Origin of the sequence: Vibrio chagasii (assembly GCF_024347355.1) — a bacterium.
Taxonomy (GTDB): Bacteria; Pseudomonadota; Gammaproteobacteria; order Enterobacterales; family Vibrionaceae; genus Vibrio; species Vibrio chagasii.
Window position 1 is genome coordinate 2,629,806 of the sequence record NZ_AP025465.1, and the last position, 18,791, is coordinate 2,648,596.

General features: G+C 45.1%; 16 protein-coding genes. All 16 read right to left on the reverse strand.

Features of this window, described 5'->3' with window-relative positions:
* Positions 1-60: 60 nt before the first annotated feature.
* Positions 61-1,020 (reverse strand): acetyl-CoA carboxylase carboxyl transferase subunit alpha, encoded by a 960-nt coding sequence (gene accA / locus OCV52_RS12015; protein ID WP_008224015.1) that lies wholly within the window; start codon positions 1,018-1,020, stop codon positions 61-63.
* Positions 1,021-1,065: 45 nt separating this feature from the next.
* Complete coding sequence (gene dnaE, locus OCV52_RS12020) at positions 1,066-4,545, reverse strand: DNA polymerase III subunit alpha (RefSeq protein WP_137407898.1); 3,480 nt, start codon at positions 4,543-4,545, stop codon at positions 1,066-1,068.
* A 112-nt stretch (positions 4,546-4,657) separates the two neighbouring features.
* Complete coding sequence (gene rnhB, locus OCV52_RS12025) at positions 4,658-5,278, reverse strand: ribonuclease HII (RefSeq protein ID WP_008224012.1); 621 nt, start codon at positions 5,276-5,278, stop codon at positions 4,658-4,660.
* Between the two features lie 48 nt (positions 5,279-5,326).
* Positions 5,327-6,523: a lipid-A-disaccharide synthase gene (gene lpxB / locus OCV52_RS12030; RefSeq protein WP_137407899.1), complete on the reverse strand. Its 1,197-nt coding sequence runs from the start codon at positions 6,521-6,523 to the stop codon at positions 5,327-5,329.
* 82 nt (positions 6,524-6,605) lie between these two features.
* Positions 6,606-7,394, reverse strand: a complete 789-nt coding sequence (lpxA, locus tag OCV52_RS12035) for an acyl-ACP--UDP-N-acetylglucosamine O-acyltransferase (protein ID WP_137407900.1) — start codon at positions 7,392-7,394, stop codon at positions 6,606-6,608.
* A 1-nt stretch (position 7,395) separates the two neighbouring features.
* Positions 7,396-7,848: a 3-hydroxyacyl-ACP dehydratase FabZ gene (fabZ, locus tag OCV52_RS12040; RefSeq protein ID WP_004738598.1), complete on the reverse strand. Its 453-nt coding sequence runs from the start codon at positions 7,846-7,848 to the stop codon at positions 7,396-7,398.
* Between the two features lie 93 nt (positions 7,849-7,941).
* The gene (gene lpxD / locus OCV52_RS12045) at positions 7,942-8,973 is read right to left on the reverse strand and encodes a UDP-3-O-(3-hydroxymyristoyl)glucosamine N-acyltransferase (protein ID WP_137407901.1); all 1,032 of its coding nucleotides are present in this window, start codon (positions 8,971-8,973) and stop codon (positions 7,942-7,944) included.
* A 5-nt stretch (positions 8,974-8,978) separates the two neighbouring features.
* The gene (locus tag OCV52_RS12050) at positions 8,979-9,479 is read right to left on the reverse strand and encodes an OmpH family outer membrane protein (protein WP_137407916.1); all 501 of its coding nucleotides are present in this window, start codon (positions 9,477-9,479) and stop codon (positions 8,979-8,981) included.
* Positions 9,480-9,506: 27 nt separating this feature from the next.
* Positions 9,507-11,912: an outer membrane protein assembly factor BamA gene (gene bamA, locus OCV52_RS12055; RefSeq protein WP_137407902.1), complete on the reverse strand. Its 2,406-nt coding sequence runs from the start codon at positions 11,910-11,912 to the stop codon at positions 9,507-9,509.
* Between the two features lie 48 nt (positions 11,913-11,960).
* Positions 11,961-13,319, reverse strand: a complete 1,359-nt coding sequence (gene rseP, locus OCV52_RS12060; RefSeq protein ID WP_137407903.1) for a sigma E protease regulator RseP — start codon at positions 13,317-13,319, stop codon at positions 11,961-11,963.
* Complete coding sequence (gene ispC / locus OCV52_RS12065; protein ID WP_137407904.1) at positions 13,316-14,524, reverse strand: 1-deoxy-D-xylulose-5-phosphate reductoisomerase; 1,209 nt, start codon at positions 14,522-14,524, stop codon at positions 13,316-13,318. The genes rseP and ispC overlap by 4 nt, the downstream gene beginning before the upstream one ends.
* Positions 14,525-14,574: 50 nt before the next feature.
* Positions 14,575-15,417, reverse strand: coding sequence for a phosphatidate cytidylyltransferase (locus OCV52_RS12070; protein WP_004738591.1), 843 nt, complete (start codon positions 15,415-15,417; stop codon positions 14,575-14,577).
* A 15-nt stretch (positions 15,418-15,432) separates the two neighbouring features.
* Positions 15,433-16,185: an isoprenyl transferase gene (locus OCV52_RS12075; protein WP_004738590.1), complete on the reverse strand. Its 753-nt coding sequence runs from the start codon at positions 16,183-16,185 to the stop codon at positions 15,433-15,435.
* Between the two features lie 98 nt (positions 16,186-16,283).
* Positions 16,284-16,841 (reverse strand): ribosome recycling factor, encoded by a 558-nt coding sequence (gene frr, locus OCV52_RS12080; protein WP_004738588.1) that lies wholly within the window; start codon positions 16,839-16,841, stop codon positions 16,284-16,286.
* A gap of 98 nt (positions 16,842-16,939) precedes the next feature.
* A complete protein-coding gene (gene pyrH, locus OCV52_RS12085) occupies positions 16,940-17,671 on the reverse strand; it encodes a UMP kinase (RefSeq protein ID WP_004738586.1) in 732 nt (243 codons plus the stop codon).
* 161 nt (positions 17,672-17,832) lie between these two features.
* Complete coding sequence (gene tsf, locus OCV52_RS12090; RefSeq protein WP_102423122.1) at positions 17,833-18,678, reverse strand: translation elongation factor Ts; 846 nt, start codon at positions 18,676-18,678, stop codon at positions 17,833-17,835.
* Between the last annotated feature and the right edge of the window lie 113 nt (positions 18,679-18,791).

The following is an 18,791-nucleotide window of genomic DNA, read 5'->3' on the forward strand; positions in this document are numbered from 1 at the left end:
CTGAGTCCAACCCTTTCATCATCTTGTTACATAAAGTCCGCCTTCGAATAAGGCAGCTTATCAGCAGTAACCGTAGCTCATTAGACGCTGGTAACGACGCTCAAGAAGCGTTTCGTTATCAAACTGCTCTAGCTCTTCTAGCTGTTTCACTAGCATGTCTTTCATGTTCTGAGCTGTTTGCACTGGATCACGGTGTGCGCCACCTAGCGGCTCAGGGATGATCTCGTCGATAAGCTCAAGCTCTTTAAGACGAGGAGCAATTAGGCCCATCGCTTCAGCAGCTTGTGGTGCTTTATCTGAATCGCGCCATAGGATTGAAGCACAACCTTCTGGAGAGATTACTGAGTACGTAGAGTACTGAAGCATGTTCACGTAGTCACCAACACCAATCGCTAGTGCACCACCAGAACCGCCTTCACCCACAACGTTACAGATCACAGGAACAGAAAGACCTGCCATAACCTTAAGGTTTTTAGCGATAGCTTCAGACTGGCCACGTTCTTCAGCGCCAACACCTGGGTATGCACCAGCCGTATCGATGAAAGTAATGATAGGCATGTTGAAACGCTCAGCGGTTTCCATTAGGCGAAGTGCCTTACGGTAACCCTCTGGCTTTGGCATACCAAAGTTACGAATCACTTTCTCTTTAGTTTCGCGACCTTTCTGGTGACCAATAACCATAACAGGACGGCCATTTAGACGAGCCATACCACCCACAATTGCTTTGTCATCAGCGTAAGCGCGATCGCCCGCCATCTCTTCAAACTCTGTGAATGCATGCTCCAGGTAATCTTTTGTGTAAGGACGTTGTGGGTGACGAGCAAGTTGAGCAACCTGCCATGCACCTAAGTCGCTAAAGATTTTCTGTTTAAGCTCTAAGCTTTTTTTCTCTAGTTGTTCGATTTCTTTGTCTAGATCTACCGCTGTGTCACCACCGTGACGCGAAACGTCACGTAGCGCTTCGATTTTTGCTTCAAGTTCAGCGATAGGCTTTTCAAATTCTAGAAAGTTCAGGCTCATCTATGAATCCTTGTTGATTCAGCTCCGCACTTGCGAAGCTAAATTTTAGTTAAATTCGAGTTCTACTTGGCTATTTCCAAGCAGCTGTTTTAATTCGTCTAGTAATGTATCACTTGGCGTCACGCGCCATTCTGTGCCCAATGTTAACCGCGCTCTAGCGTCGGCACGCTGGTAGTATACATTGACTGGGACCGTTCCGGCTCTATAAGGTTCTAAGATTTGACTAAATCGTTCAAAAAATTGACCATTAATTTGGGATTCATCGATAGATATCGATACCCCACGAGCATATTTTTCACGGGCGCTTCCTAAGTCCATGACCTCGCGCGCGGACATTTTAAGCCCACCGTTGAAGTCATCAAAGCTGACCTGTCCAGAAACGACCACAATTTTGTCTTTTTCGAGCAATTCTGCGTAACGATCGAGCGCATCTGAGAACAACATCACTTCCATACGCCCAGATCGATCGTCGATGGTCATCAAACCGATTCGAGTACCACGCTTGGTAGTCATTACTCGTGCTGCTATCACCAAACCAGCAATGGTTAATGATTGATCACGGCGTGTTGGCGTCGCGTCTTTCAAACGGCAGCTGGTGTATTTCGCTAACTCTTTGATGTAAGCGTTAACCGGGTGACCCGTCAGGTATAAACCTAGCGTTTCGCGTTCACCTTCGAGCCAAACCTTTTCTGGCCATCTTGGTACTTGGGTGTACTTGTGCTCGACTTCTTCCGGAGCATCCGTCAATACACCAAACATATCCGATTGCCCAAAGGACTCGGCATGGTGATATTGGCTTGCTGCTTTAACCGCATCAGCCAATGAAGCCATCATCGCTGCACGGTGAGGGCCTAATCTATCTAACGCACCCGATAGAATCAACTTTTCGATAACACGCTTGTTAACTTTCTTTAAATCGATACGAGCACAGAAGTCGAATAAATCTTTGAAGTAACCGCCCTTATTTCGCGCTTCAATGATCGCTTCAATCGGGCCTTCACCTACCCCTTTAATCGCGCCGATGCCGTAAACGATCGCACCGTCGTCATCAACATTAAATCGGTAGAGGCCAGAGTTTATATCAGGCGGCAGTAGTTTGAGCTTCATACGGAAACACTCATCAACAAGGCCAATAACCTTCTCGGTGTTATCCATATCCGCCGTCATTACCGCGGCCATAAACTCTGCAGGATAGTGTGTTTTCAGCCACAGCGTTTGGTAAGAAACCAATGCGTACGCAGCTGAGTGCGATTTGTTAAAGCCGTAGCCCGCAAACTTTTCTACCAAGTCGAAGATCTTCATGGCCAGCTCGCCATCAACACCGTTGGCTTCTGCACCTTCTTTGAAGGTACCACGCTGTTTAGCCATCTCTTCTGGCTTTTTCTTACCCATCGCACGACGCAGCATATCCGCTCCACCCAGCGTATAACCCGCTAGGATCTGTGCAATTTGCATTACCTGCTCTTGGTAAAGGATGATGCCATAGGTTGGTTCTAACGTGTCTTTTAGCGATTCATGTTGCCATGTTTCATCTGGGTAAGAGACGGCTTCTCGACCGTGTTTACGGTCGATAAAGTTATCTACCATGCCCGATTGCAACGGACCCGGACGGAACAAGGCTACCAATGCGATGATATCTTCGAAACAGTCAGGCTGAAGACGTTTGATCAAGTCTTTCATACCGCGTGATTCCAGCTGGAATACCGCAGTGGTTTCAGAGTTTTGTAGTAGGTTGAACGACGCTTGATCATCCAGAGGGATAGATTCGATACGAACTGGCTCTTTGCCTTCTTTCTTCAAGCGTGGGTTTACTAGGCCCAACGCCCAGTCAATGATTGTCAGGGTACGTAGACCCAAGAAGTCAAACTTAACCAAGCCAGCGGTTTCAACGTCATTCTTATCGAATTGCGTAACCGGGAAGTTACCTTCGGCATCGGCATAGATAGGTGCGAAGTCCGTGATCGTAGTTGGTGAGATTACAACACCACCCGCGTGTTTACCGGCGTTTCGCGTACAACCTTCTAAGATGCGACACTTATCGATCAGTTCGCGAACCTCTTCATCACCATCGTAAAGCTCTGGCAATGCAGGCTCGGCAAGAAAGGCTTTCTCTAGTGTCATACCCGGATCTGGCGGTACAAGCTTAGAAATACGGTCGACGAAACCAAACGGGTGACCGAGTACACGGCCTACATCACGGATTACCGCTTTTGCCGCCATGGTACCAAAGGTGATGATCTGAGATACCGCATCACGACCATACATTTCTGCAACGTGATCAATTACTTGGTCACGCTTATCCATACAGAAGTCGATATCGAAATCGGGCATCGAGACACGTTCTGGGTTCAAGAAACGTTCGAATAGTAGATCGTATTCAAGTGGATCGAGATCGGTGATATCCAATGCGTATGCCACTAAGGAACCCGCACCCGAACCACGACCAGGGCCTACTGGTACATCGTTATCTTTAGACCACTGGATGAACTCCATTACGATCAAGAAGTAACCCGGGAACCCCATGTTGTTAACAACTTCAAGTTCGACTTTAAGGCGCTCATCGTACTCAGGACGGCGCTCGGCTCGAACTTGCTCATCTGGGAACAAGAATGCTAGACGACGCTCAAGACCTTCTTCTGATTTCTTAATCAAGAAGTCTTCGATCGCTAAGCCTTCGGTCGGGAAGTTAGGGAGGAAGTACTCACCAAGACGAACAGTAACGTTACAACGCTTAGCAATCTCTACGCTGTTTTCAAGCGCTTCTGGGATATCGGAGAACAGCTCACACATCTCTTCTTCACTACGAAGATACTGTTGTGCGCTGTAGTTTTTAGGGCGACGTGGATCGACCATGGTGTAACCATCGTGGATCGCTACGCGGATTTCATGGGCATCAAACAAATCTTCGTTTAAGAACACTACTTCATTGGTTGCCACAACCGGTAAGTCTTGTTGTTCAGCAAGCTCTAATGCGAAATGCAGGTAAGACTCTTCATCGGCACGCCCGGTACGAATCAGCTCTAAGTAAAAGCGATCGGGGAAGTGAGTTTTGTAAAACTCGACACTACTCGCGACCAGATCACGGTTACCTTTCAGCAATGCCTTACCGATCTCGCCTTCTTTGGCGCCAGATAAGATAATCAACCCCTCAGCGTTTTCGATTAACCACTCTTTATCGATCACAGGTTGATGCTGTATGTGACCACGCAAGTAAGCTTTTGAAATCAGCAAGGTAAGGTTGTTATAACCTTTGTTATCAGATGCTAAAACCGTCAGTTTCGTCAGCTCATCTCCAAATTCTGGAGATTGCATCAAAAAATCAGCACCAATAATTGGTTTAACCCCACACCCATGGGCAGTACCGTAAAATTTCACCAAACCACATAGGTTAGTGAAGTCGGTAAGTGCTAGGGCGGGCATACCCATTTCAGCGACTTTCTTAACTAACGGTGGCACCTTAGACAGGCCATCCACCATAGAAAAGTCACTGTGTACGCGTAGGTGAACAAATTTTGGATCTGACATTATTTTTCCTGAGTTCTAGACCGGAGCCTAGGATTACAACTGAGTGTATTCTATTTTTTTCTATTGCTAGTAAGCAAATTTATTCGAAGATCAACGCTTATCTGTGTAGCACTTAATCAATGCCTAAAATACGTTTTACTGGCTTAAAGCTCTTACGGTAGTGCTCGGTAACACCGTGCTTTTCAATTGCCTCGAAATGCGCCTTGGTCGGGTAACCTTTGTGCTTAGCAAAACCAAACTCCGGATGAAGCTTATCAAGCTCTTCCATCTCTTGGTCACGGACGACTTTAGCGATAATAGAGGCGGCACTGATTTCAGCGACGCGTAAATCTCCTTTAACCACTGCAATACCGGCCATTGGCAATTCAGGTACACGGTTGCCATCAATCAAAGCCATATCAGGCTGAACACTTAACCCAGCAATCGCACGCTGCATCGCAACCATAGTCGCTTGTAGAATATTGAGTTCATCAATTTCTTGCGGTGAACAACGGCCCACAGACCATGCCAATGCTTTTTCTTTAATTTCAGGAAGCAGGGCAAGGCGCTTTTTCTCAGACAGTTTCTTTGAGTCGTTCAGGCCTTCAATTGGATTATTCGGGTCTAGGATAACTGCAGCTGTCACTACATCACCAACCAATGGTCCACGCCCTACTTCATCGACGCCAGCAAATAGCTGGTAGCCTTGAGGGTATTCGAAAGGTGGAAGCTCTTTTTTCTCTTTTACTGCCATGACAATTCTCTTTGTAACTTTTAAGCCCGTGCCTTTGAAACTAGCACGTTATGATTCAACAAACTCTCGGCCGATCAATTTCAGCACCGCATTGGCGGCTTGTTTGTCTGCATCTTTACGGATCCAGTGGTGCATTTCAGTAAAGCGTTCAATCAGCGCACTGTTATCTGCAGATAGCATCTTATCAACCGAAGGGAATAAGAAGTCTGGATGGCACTCTTCCAAGATGTGCTCTTTGACGATTTCTTCACCTGCCAGAATATTCGGCAGTGACACAAACTCAGTGATTGCCAGCTTCTTCACAATATAGCCAGTCAACTTATTCACTTTGTAGCCCACAACCATTGGACGCTTAAGCAGCATGCACTCAAGAGCAACCGTGCCCGATGCCAATAGTACAGAGTCCGCTGCAGTAATCACGTTACGAGCTGTATCCTGCACAATGACAAAATCTAATTCTGGTGCTGTCGCCTTCCAAATCTCAGTAAACTGTTGCTTGCGGGTTTCGTTAACAGCAGCCACCACGAAACCGATGTCTGGGTACTTTTGTTTGATGCGTTTACAGGTTTCAATGAACGGTTGCGCGATAAGCTTCATTTCGCCACCACGACTGCCAGGTAGAACCGCCAGCCACTGCTTATCTTGCTCTAGTCCAAGCAGTTCTCGTGCTTCCGCTTGATTTGGCTCGAGTGGAATAGCATCTGCTAGTGTATGACCAACAAATTCACAGGCAACGTTGTATTTGTCGTAGAACGCTTTTTCAAATGGTAAGAACGCCAGTACCAGGTCGGTTGCTTTGTCGATCTTAAAAATACGTTTTGGACGCCACGCCCATACTGAAGGGCTAACGTAATGAACCGTTTTTATACCTGCGTTCTTAAGGTCTAGCTCCAGTCTCAAGTTAAAGTCAGGAGCATCAATACCAACGAACACATCTGGTGGATTCTGAGTAAAGTATTTAACCAGCTCTGCTTTTACTTTTAGCAGACGAGGCAAGCGACCAAGTACTTCAACAAGGCCCATTACGGCAAGTTCTTCCATCTCAAACAAAGATTCACAGCCTAGCGCTTTCATTTTTGGCCCGCCAATACCAACAAATTCTGCATTCGGGTACTGAGCTTTTATCGCTTTGATAAAGCCTTCGCCAAGGGTATCGCCAGAGAGTTCTCCGACAATAATGCCTACACGCAGTGGCTCGTTGGAAACAAAGCCTGAGTTATTGGTTTGTGCTTCTAGCTGTGCCATAGTTTTCCAATTCCCTTCTCGCCTAAAACAAAAAAGATCGCCTTGAAAGTAGCGATCTTTTTTATATCAATCACACCTGGTATTAACGAATAATACCGCGCTCAGAGTTCTCTAGCATCTCTAACATAGGAGTTACCGAAGCAAACTCTTTTGCCATTTCAACTAAAGCCGCTTTCGCTTCTTCTAGTGTTTTGCCAGAGCGGTAAAGCTCTTTGTACGCTTTTTGTAGTGCACGAATCTCTGGTTTCTCGAACCCGTTACGCTTCAGACCTACAAGGTTAAGGCCGAATGGTGCTGCATGGTTACCTTGTGCAAGTACGTACGGAAGTACATCTTGAACAACGGCAGAACAACCACCAATGTAAGCGTAAGCACCGATTGAACAGAACGGGTGAATCGCAGAAAGCGCCATAACACCAGCGTAATCGCCAACTGTTACGTGACCACCTAAGATAGCATTGTTACCAATGTGAGTGTGGTTGCCAACAATAACGTCGTGCGCTACGTGAGCGTTAACACAAAGCAGGTTGTCATCACCAATCACAGTGGTTGCTTTATCTTGAACCGTACCACGGTGGATTTGAACCGCTTCACGAATCACGTTGCGGTCGCCGATCACAACCGTAGTGTCTTCGCCACCGTACTTCTTGTCTTGGTTCTCTTCACCAATCACAGCATGTGGGAAAATTCGGTTTTCTTTACCAATAGTTGTGTGACCTTTGATCACAACATGCGACATGATTTCTGTGTCGTCACCAATGGTTACATCACCAGCAATGTAAGTAAAAGGGCCAACTGTTACGTTTGCACCAATCGTCACATCACCTTCGATAACTGCAGCCGGGTGAATTTTTGCTGTTTCATGAATCATATTAAAACTCTCTACGAGCACATTTAAGTTCAGCTGAACATACTACTTCGCCGTCAACTTTCGCAACGCCGTTAAATGACGCGATGCCACGACGCTCTTTTAGGAATTCAACTTCGATAACCAGCTGGTCACCAGGTACTACTGGCTTACGGAATTTCGCTTTATCAACACTTGCGAAGTAGTAAAGCTCGTTACCAGAAGGTGCACCGAAAGATTTAAATGCAAGAAGGCCTGTTGCTTGCGCCATCGCTTCTAGGATCAACACACCAGGAAATACAGGAAGTTGAGGGAAGTGGCCAGTAAACTGAGGCTCGTTAACAGAAACATTCTTAATTGCAGTCAGTGTTTTTTCTTTTTCAAAGCTAGTCACACGATCAACCATTAAGAATGGGTAGCGATGAGGTAATAGTTCCTGAATTTCAGTAATGTTCATCGTTGTCTGTTCAGTAGTCAAAGTCGTATTCCTATATGTATTCTTTATTTAATTAGAAAGATTATAAACGAAAAAGACTCGCTGTACGCGAGCCTTTTATTAGAAATGCTGGAATTATGATTCCGCGCTCTTCTCGATAAGTTTTTCAACGGTTTTCAAACGCTTGTTCATTTCATCAATACGATGAACACGCGTTGCTGTTTTACGCCAATCTTTATTTGGCTGTAAAGGAATACCCGAAGAGTACATGCCTTTCTCAGTGATGCTGCGCATTACCATTCCCATACCGGTAATCGTAACGCCGTCAGTGATTTCAATGTGACCATTGATTACAGTGCCGCCACCAACAATACAGTACTTACCTATCGTCGTGCTGCCTGCGATGATAGTACCACCCGCAAGAGCAGAACCATATCCGATGTGAACGTTGTGTGCGATTTGCATTTGGTTATCAATGATAACGTTGTCTTCAATAACGGTATCATCTAACGCACCACGGTCGATCGTGGTACACGCACCGATCTCTACGCGATTACCAATGCGAACAGAACCGACTTGAGGGATCTTAACCCACTCGCCTTTCTCGTTCGCGTAGCCAAAGCCATCAGAACCAATCACAGTACTTGATTGAACCAAACAAGCTTCACCAATTACCACTTCATGATAAATGCTTACGTTAGCCCACAGCTTAGTGCCAGCGCCAATCTTGGCGTTTTTACCGATAAAGCAACCCGCACCGATGATCACATCGTTACCAAGAACAACACCAGACTCAATCACAGCGTTCGCACCAATAGACACATTTTGCCCAAGTGTTGCATCGCTCGCAATCGAAGCTGAGTCAGCAATATCCGCAGCCGGTGCTGGAGTAGTATCAAGCGCTTGAGCAACTTTAGCAAAAGCAACGTAAGGGTCACTGACCACAATCACGTTAGTCTTACACAGCTCGCGCTCACTCTCTTTAACCATAATCGCTGACGCTTTACAGTCACCTAGGTGCTTGCTGTACTTAACGTTAGAAAGAAACGTAATGTTGCCTTCTTGCGCTTTATCCATAGGAGCAACAGCAGAAACGGTTACAGTACCGTCACCATGTAGCTCCCCCCCGGTAATGGTTGCCAATTCGGCTAAAGTCAGTGTCTTCATAAAACTTATTTTAGTTCTTTAATTACTTTCTCAGAGATGTTGTATTCAGGCTTGCCGTATTGTAGCGCTTGAATATCAACGATCATGTCGTAGCCTTCTTTCTCTGCAACTTTCGTTACAGCATCTTGAATCACTTTGAATAGCTTCTGCTTCTCTTGCGCTTCGCGACGTTGGCTTGCTTTTTCTAGAGCTTGAGCTTTGATTTTGTACTTGCTGTCTAGTTGACCAACTTCGATACGAAGCTTCTCAACTTCGTCTGGACCTAGTAGCTCGCCATCACGCTTAAGCTTTTCAATCTTAGTCTTAGCTTCCGCTTGAATGCTTTGCAGCTCAGCCGCTTTGTCTTTGAACTCTTCCTGCATTTTTTGAAGAACAACTTCACGCTGAGGTAGAGCCTGGAATACTTGTGCAGTGTTTACATAACCCACTTTTTGCGCAGCTTCAGCAGCTGTTGCAAAGAAAGAAGAGCTAATAACTACAAGGCCTAAACCTGCTGCTTTAATCATATTTTTCAAAATATTGTCCTTTAAATATTAGAAAGTTCTGCCAATGGTGAATGTGAAGAATTCCTCATCATCACCTTCGTAAATTTTAATTGGTTTCGCTAGAGAGAAAACCAATGGGCCCATCGGTGACATCCATTGAAGAGCGGCACCATAAGATGAACGGTAATTCGTTGGATCAGAGTAATCGTAGTAGTACTGGCCGCCACTGTTAGGTGCGCCACGGTCTACGAACTCGGTATCCCATACACTTGCCATATCGAAGAAGACACTGGTACGAATTTGGCTGCGAGCTTCATCAGAAGCAAACGGCGTAGGTACGATTAACTCTAAACTTGCCAAAGCAACCGCGTTACCACCTACTGAATCGTCAGTAGCGGTGTCGTAGGTTGGGTTGTTACCCGTGCTGCTGCCGTAAACGGCTTTTGGACCTGCCGAGTTAGAGCCAAAACCACGTAGGGTTGTAAAACCACCCGCATAGTAGTTCTCGTAGAATGGGAACAAGTTATCGTTCCCATCCGTTTGACCATAACCATTACCATAGCCTAATCGGCCGCGCATCAATAGAGTGAACTCATGCTTTTTGGTCAGCGGGATGTAATGTTTTACATCGTACTGCATTTTGAAGTACTGAGCATCAGAGCCTGGTACCGTCATTTTAGCGAAAGCACGTTGGTGGTTACCCTCTGTTGGGAAGAAACCACGGTTCAAGTTGTTACGCGTCCAAGAAATATTGATATCGAAATCATCAGTTAAGATGTTCTCATCACCGTATTGGTCGATACTTCTCGCAAACTGTTCAACCTGGATATAAGTCGGTACGTTACCGATCTTGTTGTGCGTATAGCCAACACCGAACTCAATGCGGTTCAGCTCATCCATAGGGAAACCCCAGGTTAAGCTCGTACCATAACTTTGGTTGGTATAGTCGACGATACCTGCTTCAGATGCTTCAAACTCGTTGTAGAAGATCTTACCGCCTAAGCTCACACCATCTAGGTTCCAGTATGGGTCACGGTAGTCTAAGCTCACGTTTTTTTGGTAATCGTTCATCATGGCACTTACGCCAACGCGGTTACCAGAGCCCGCAAAGTTGTCTTGTTGAAGGCCAACTTGGAAACTCACACCAGATTCAGTACCGTAGCCGACACCAAAGTTGATGCTACCTGAGTTTGCTTCTTTAACGTTGTAAACCAAATCAACTTGGTCTTCGCTGCCTGGAACACGAACGGTTTGTACATCGACAGTTTCGAAGAAACCTAGACGGTTAAGACGGCTCTTACCGGTATCAATCGATTTAGAGTTAAGCCAGCTGCCTTCCATTTGACGCATTTCACGACGTAGCACTTCATCTTTTGTCGAGTTGTTACCTGTAAAACGAATGTCACGCACGTAGATACGGCTACCCGCTTCTACGTTAATAACCAATGAAACTTCTTTGGTTTCGTCATTGAATTCTGGAATCGTACGAACTTGCGGATACGCATAACCTGACTCGCCAAGAATACGCTTAACGCCTTCTTCTAGTGAAGTTACAGAAGAGCCGTTGTAGGTATCGCCATCTTCAAATGGCACAAGCGCTTCAAAATCAGCTTCGCGGCCAATAAGCTCACCACGGAATGATACGTCTTTAACTGCGTAAGCTTCGCCTTCATCTAGACCAAGAGTAATATAAACGCCTTTCTTATCTGGAGAGATCGCCACCTGCGTAGAGTCAACCTTAAATTTCAGGTAACCGCGGTCAAGGTAGTAAGATTTAAGCGCTTCAATATCACCAGCAAGCACTTGCTTCTGGTATTTTTCATCCGCTAGGAAGTTCCACCAAGCCACATCTACATTGAGGTTGAAGCGGCTAAGCAGTTCTTCATCAGTAAACACTTCGTTACCGATAAAGTTAATTTGCTGAATCTTAGCGGAAACGCCTTCAGTAAATACAAATTTAAGGTCAGAACGGTTACGTGGCAGAGGTGTTACAACCGCTTTTACTGTCGCGTTGTACTTACCAACACTGTAGTAAAAGTCCTCAAGACCTTTCTCAATATTACTTAGCGTAGTACGGTCAAGAGCTTCACCCTCACGAACACCTGATGCATCTAGGTTCTGCTGAAGTTGTTCTTCTTTAATCGCTTTATTGCCCGAGAAAGAGATACTTGCGATGGTTGGTCGTTCTTTCACTTGAACAATCAATACACCTTCATCGCGAAGGACTTTAACGTCTTCAAAGTTACCCGAAGCGTACAATGCACGGATGATCTCAGAAACATCGCTTTCATCTACTTCATCGCCAATACGTACTGGCATTTTCAGTAGAGCTGCACCAAGTGCAACACGCTGTAAACCTTCGATCTTGATATCTTGAACTACAAAGTTTTGTGCTCCGTTCGCCGCCACACTGGTGGCTAATAGACTTGCGAACAGAATTTGCTTAATCGCCATACTTATTCTAATTATTCCTTGCTACTACCAATGCCTGTGAGAAACCATTCACAGACGAGTAAAATCGTTAAATATTGCCAGAGCCATTAAAGAGAAGAGGATCGCCCCTCCCACTCTGTAACCCATCTCCTGAACTTTCTCAGGGACTGGTTTACGAGTAACGGCCTCAATAGCGAAAAAGAGCAAATGTCCGCCATCAAGCATAGGCAGCGGAACCAAATTAATAATACCCAAGTTAACACTGATCAGAGCTAAAAAGCCTAGGAAGTAAACCAAACCGTAATCAGCGGTTGTACCTGCGCCTTTAGCAATTGAAATCGGGCCACTTAAGTTATTTAAGCCAACATCACCAACGATGAGCTTTTTCAGCATAGTAAGCGTCAGGCCAATGATTTGACCTGTTTTATCAAATGCTTTTCCTACAGACTCAATTACACCAAATTGTAACTCAAAGCGATAATCTTCTGGCCATTCTGCGACTTCCGGAGCAATACCCGCATAGCCGATTGTTGAACCATCAGAAAGCTCGCGGCTTTTCGGTATCATCACGAGTGATTGCTCACTGCCGTTTCTTGATACGACAACGTCTAATGGTGTCATTGGGTTCGAGCGAATTAACTCAACCACTGATTGCCACTGCTCAATTGGTTGACCATTAATTTCAACAATTTGGTCGCCCGCTTCCAGACCAGCAGAGTATGCAGCACCATCATCAATCACTTGAGCCAGCACTGTCGAGATCTCTGGAGAGTATGGTCTAAAGCCAAGCGTTGTCATCGCAGATTCAGTTTCTGGGTTGAACGACCAGTCTGAAATATCCAACGTCAATTGCTGCTCAAAGCCGATATCGTCTTGCGAAGACACCGTTACTGTCATCGATTGATCACCAATATGCGATATCAAACCCATATTGACTGATTCCCAATCTGCGGTTTTGATTCCCGAAATAGATTTAAGTTCCATTCCAGTTTCAATTCCGGCTTGTGCAGCAATAGATTGTGGAGTTACCTCACCAATCACGGGCTTAACCGCAGGCACACCGATCAGAAATACTAACCAATATGCAAACACAGCAAAGATGAAGTTAAACGCTGGTCCTGCGCCAACAATCGCGGTTCGTTTCCACAATGGCTTTTTATCAAACGCGTACTGCTGCTCGTCTTCTGATAGGTCATCGACACGACCATCGAGCATTTTTACGTAGCCGCCCAGTGGAATAACGGACAAGCTGTATTCTGTACCGTCACGGCCAACTTTGCTCCAGATTGATTTACCAAAACCAATCGAGAATTTTTCAACTTTTACACCGCAACGACGAGCAACCCAGAAATGTCCAAACTCATGAACCGCGACCAGAATGCCAAGCGCTATGATAAAAGATGCGAAGTTCCACAGAATTCCACTCATGCTAGCTGCTCTTTAATAAATTGAATGGCTATTTGACGAGACATATTATCTAGCTCAAGCAGGCTTTCCAAGCTATCTAAGCCTTCAGAGTTATGTTGTTCACATACTTTGCTCATAACATGTTCGTTAATGACTGCAATATCGGTAAATTTAACCTGATTGTTCAAGAAAGCGTCGACCGCAATTTCGTTTGCTGCGTTAATCGCTGTCGTTGCATGCTGGCCTAAGTAACACGCTTCGATGGCTAATTTCAAACATGGGTAACGGTTGAAGTCAGGCTCTAAGAAAGTCAGTTCACCAACTTTGGTGAAATCCAGAGGCTTAACACCCGCTTCAGTACGTTCAGGGTAAGACATCGTCAGTGAGATAGGTGTCGCCATATCTGGTTCACCCATTTGAGCAAGCACTGAACCATCCTTGTACTGAACCATAGAATGGATCACAGACTGAGGGTGGATAATCACCTTTAGCTGCTCTTGAGACGCATTAAATAGCCACTTCGCCTCAATGTACTCAAGGCCTTTATTCATCATAGTCGCAGAATCGACTGAGATCTTAGGTCCCATAGACCAGTTAGGGTGTGCAATAGCACGTTCAGGAGTCACGGATTCCAGTTCAGCCACGTCGGTATAACGGAAAGGACCACCAGAACCGGTTAGTAGGATATGGTTAATGCCGTTAGCTTCTAAATCACAGTGACCTAGATTGGTTTGGACGATTTGTGGCAAGCATTGGAAGATAGCATTGTGTTCACTATCTACAGGAAGAAGTTCTGCACCGTACTTTTCCACAGCATCGATAAACAGCTGTCCAGACATCACCAAGGCTTCTTTATTTGCCAAGAGAATACGCTTACCCGCTTTAACTGCTGCCATAGTTGGAAGCAAGCCTGCCGCGCCAACAATCGCAGCCATCACCGTATCCACTTCATCCAAAGAGGCAACCTTACACATGCCTTCAGAGCCTGAGAGTACTTGGATATTAGGGTGATTGATAGACAAGGTGTCAGCGAGCTGAGATGCAGCATCAGGACAAGCCATAGCAACATAGCTTGGTTGCCACTTTTCTACTAATGCCAGCATCTTTTCAACATTCGAGCCAGCAGCCAGCGCAACGACTGAATAAAGATCTGGGTTTTGCTCAACGACTTTTAGTGTACTTGCACCAATTGAGCCAGTTGCGCCTAGGATAGTTAGATTTCGCATCACATATGACCGTAGAAATGTAATAAAGGGCAGATTCACTGCCCTTTTAATTAGAATGCTAAGTAAAGCAGAGCAAAGACAGGGAATGCAGCCGTTAAGCTATCGATTCTGTCTAGTATACCACCATGACCAGGAATCAGATTACTGCTGTCTTTGACCCCAGAAACACGCTTGAACATGCTTTCAACAAGGTCACCAAGAACAGAGATAACAACGGTCACAAGCGTAATCACAATCATGTGTAGAGGGCTTGAGAATTGGATATTGAACAAGTCAGCAAAAATCCAAGCCACAATCACCGCGGTGATGATACCGCCAATCAGGCCTTCAATTGTCTTGTTCGGGCTAACAGCTGGTGCCATTTTACGCTTACCGAAGCTCTTACCAGAGAAATAAGCGCCACTGTCTGCAGCCCATACCAGAAGACACACAAACATCACGAGTTTTGCGCCATGGTAAGGATCAACGTCAATACCGTTGGCGCGCAAAATCACTACACTCCAAAAGAATGGCAGCAGAGTTAGTACACCAAAACCATGACGAAGAAACGATGAGTCTTTCCATGCTGGCATAGACTTAGGATAAGTCACTGCCATACCACTTGCGATTACCCACCAAATTGAACCAATCGTTAAAATGGCGTAGTGAGCACTCGATAAGTTATTTAGGCTAAATGCATCAAAAGGGATAAAAGCAAAACTTGCAGCACTTACCACAACCGTTGGAATCAACGCTAAATAACGCGATTTGCTTTCAACAAATTGAGTCCATTCCCAGTAACCCAATAGCGAGATAACCGCTAATGAAAGGATAAACGTAGGAAGTGATAACTCGAAAATTCCTAGAATAACTAGGGGAGCTAAAATCAACGCCGTAATAATTCGTTGTTTCAAACCAAAAAATCCTTATTAACTGTCCATCAGAGCTTTAATCTGCTCACCGGTGCAGCCAAAACGGCGCTCACGATTTACAAACCAAGTCACAGCTTCTACTAAGCTGTCTTCATTAAAGTCTGGCCAGAATTGTTCAGTAAAGTACATTTCGGCGTAAGCCAACTGCCAAAGCATAAAGTTACTAATGCGGCATTCACCACTGGTACGGATCAGTAGATCAACTTCTGGAATATCCGCCATTGTCAGGTGCTGTGTAATCATAGCTTCATCAATGTCTTCTACATTAATATCGCCAGACTTTACCTGTTGAGCGATGGAAGTCATCGCTTGCTGAATATCCCACTTACCACCGTAGTTCGCGGCGATATTGATAACCATACCGGTATTGGTGCTAGTCAAAGCTTCCGCTTCTTCTATTTTCTTTTGTAGTCGATCATTGAAACGACTTTTATCACCAATAACACGAAGTTGTAGATTATTTTTATGGAGCTTTTTCACTTCACTTGAAAGCACGGAGATAAAGAGTTCCATCAAAATACCCACTTCTTCCTCTGGTCGGCGCCAGTTCTCGCTACTGAATGCGAAAAGTGTAACGGCTTTGATGCCGAGTCTGGCAGCAGAAGAGATGGTTTTGCGAACGGCTTGAACACCGTTTTTATGACCAAAGACGCGAGGCTTGCCCTGAGCTTTTGCCCAGCGACCATTACCGTCCATAATGACAGCAATGTGTTTAGGAAGAGAGTCTGTGAACGCTTGAGAATTATGCATAAAAGAGTGAATCAAATTCTAATAGTCGAACAGAGTAGCATAAAAAAACGCTGAACAGTGAGTACAGCGTTTTTCCGGAAAGAAAAGAATATGGAAAATTAAACTTCCATCAACTCTTTTTCTTTAGTTGCTAGAACTTCGTCTACGTTCTTAACCGCAGCGTCAGTTAGCTTTTGAATTTCGTCTTGTGCTTTACGATCTTCATCTTCAGAGATTTCTTTATCTTTAAGAAGTGCTTTTAGATCGCCATTCGCGTCACGACGGATGTTACGGATAGCAACACGGCCACCTTCAGCTTCGCCACGAACGATTTTAACTAGGTCTTTACGACGCTCTTCGGTTAGCGGTGGAAGTGGAACACGGATAACCGTACCCGCAGACATAGGGTTTAGACCTAGGTCAGATGTCATGATCGCTTTTTCAACTAGAGGCGTTAGCGTTTTATCAAACACTGTGATTGCTAGAGTACGTGCGTCTTCAGCAATAACGTTAGCAACTTGAGTCAAAGGCGTTGGTGCACCGTAGTACTCTACTGTAAGGCCAGAAAGTAGGCTTGGGTGTGCACGACCTGTACGAATCTTTTGCAGGCTGTTTCTTAGTGCATCAACACTTTTTTCCATGCGCTCTTGAGCGTCTTTTTTGATTTCGTTAATCACAATTTCACCTTGATTATGTTCTTTCTTCAAGAAAGCTTTTTATTTGGAGTGATAAGGATAAAGCTTACCAGAGTATAGCCCCCAGTAAGCCCGAAAAATTAGTCAGCGTCGCTGATTAATGTACCTTCAGTTTCACCCATAACCACGCGACGTAGTGCGCCTGGCTTATTCATGTTAAATACACGGATTGGCATTTTGTGATCACGTGCTAGCGTAAATGCAGCCAAGTCCATTACTTTAAGCTCTTTCTCAAGAACTGTGTTGTAAGACAAAGTATCATACAGCTCTGCGTCTGGGTTTGCTACTGGGTCAGCAGTAAATACACCATCTACTTTTGTCGCTTTTAGAACTACGTCAGCTTCGATTTCGATACCACGTAGACATGCAGCAGAGTCAGTAGTGAAGAATGGGTTACCAGTACCAGCAGAGAAGATCACAACGCGACCTTGACGTAGTTGGCTGATTGCATCTGCCCAGTTGTAGTCGTCACACACGCCTTTTAGAGGAATTGCAGACATTACACGTGCGTTTACGTAAGCACGGTGCAGAGCATCACGCATAGCAAGGCCGTTCATTACTGTTGCAAGCATACCCATGTGGTCGCCAACAACGCGGTTCATGCCAGCTTCAGCAAGACCAGCACCACGGAACAGGTTACCGCCACCGATAACAACACCAACTTGAACGCCTAGTTCAACCAATTCTTTTACTTCTTGAGCCATACGATCAAGGATCGTTGGGTCAATACCAAAACCTTCTTCGCCTTGTAGCGCTTCACCGCTAAGTTTTAACAGAATACGTTGATACGCTGGTTTAGGGTTCGTAGTCATGGAGTTTACCTTCCAAAGAGTTGATGATTAACAGTCATGGATAAAAACTGAGTAAGTCAGTTTGCATTCATAACCACTAACGTTGCGTTCAAAAATAGTTCACTATTCATAAAAAGACCGCAGCATTTGCCACGGTCTTTTTTCAAACAATACGCTAAGGATTAACCTTTTTGTACCGCTGCAACTTCGTCAGCGAAGCTCATTTCAGCAGCTTTCTCGATACCTTCACCAACTTCTAGACGTACGAAGTTAGATACTGCAGCGCCTTTTTCTTTAAGGATTTCGCCAACAGTTTTCTTAGGTTCCATGATGAAAGCTTGACCTGTTAGAGAGATTTCGCCCGTGAATTTCTTCATACGGCCGATAACCATTTTCTCAGCGATCTCTTGAGGCTTGCCTTCGTTCATAGCGATTTCAACTTGAACTTCTTTCTCTTTAGCAACTACGTCTGCTGGTACGTCTTCTGGGTTAACAAACTCAGGACGAGAAGCAGCTACGTGCATAGCAACGTGCTTAAGAGTTTCAGCTTCGCCTTCACCAGCTACAACAACACCGATTTTCTCACCGTGACGGTAAGAAGCTAGAGCAGCACCTTGTACGTATGCTACACGACGGATGTTGATGTTTTCGCCGATTTTTGCAACTAGAGCAACGCGAGTTTCTTCGAACTTAGCTTGTAGCTCTTCTACAGAAGCTTGAGTAGCTACTGCGTCAGCTGCTACTTCTTCTGCGAATGCAGTGAAGCTAGCATCTTTTGCTACGAAGTCAGTTTGGCAGTTAACTTCAAGAAGAACAGCTACACCGTTCTCTTCTTTGATGATGATTGCGCCTTCAGCAGCAACGTTACCAGCTTTCTTAGCTGCTTTCGCTGCGCCAGATTTACGCATGTTTTCAATTGCTAGTTCGATGTCAGCGTTTGCTTCTACAAGCGCTTTCTTACATTCCATCATGCCAGCGCCAGTGCGCTCGCGAAGTTCTTTAACTAGAGCAGCAGTTACAGTTGCCATTCTCTATTCCTCGGTTGATTCGAAAATAAGGTAAAAATCAGGGGCCAAAATGAGGCCCCCGATCTAACTATAACTTAGCTTACATTTAATAAAGATTTCAAAATCTATATTAG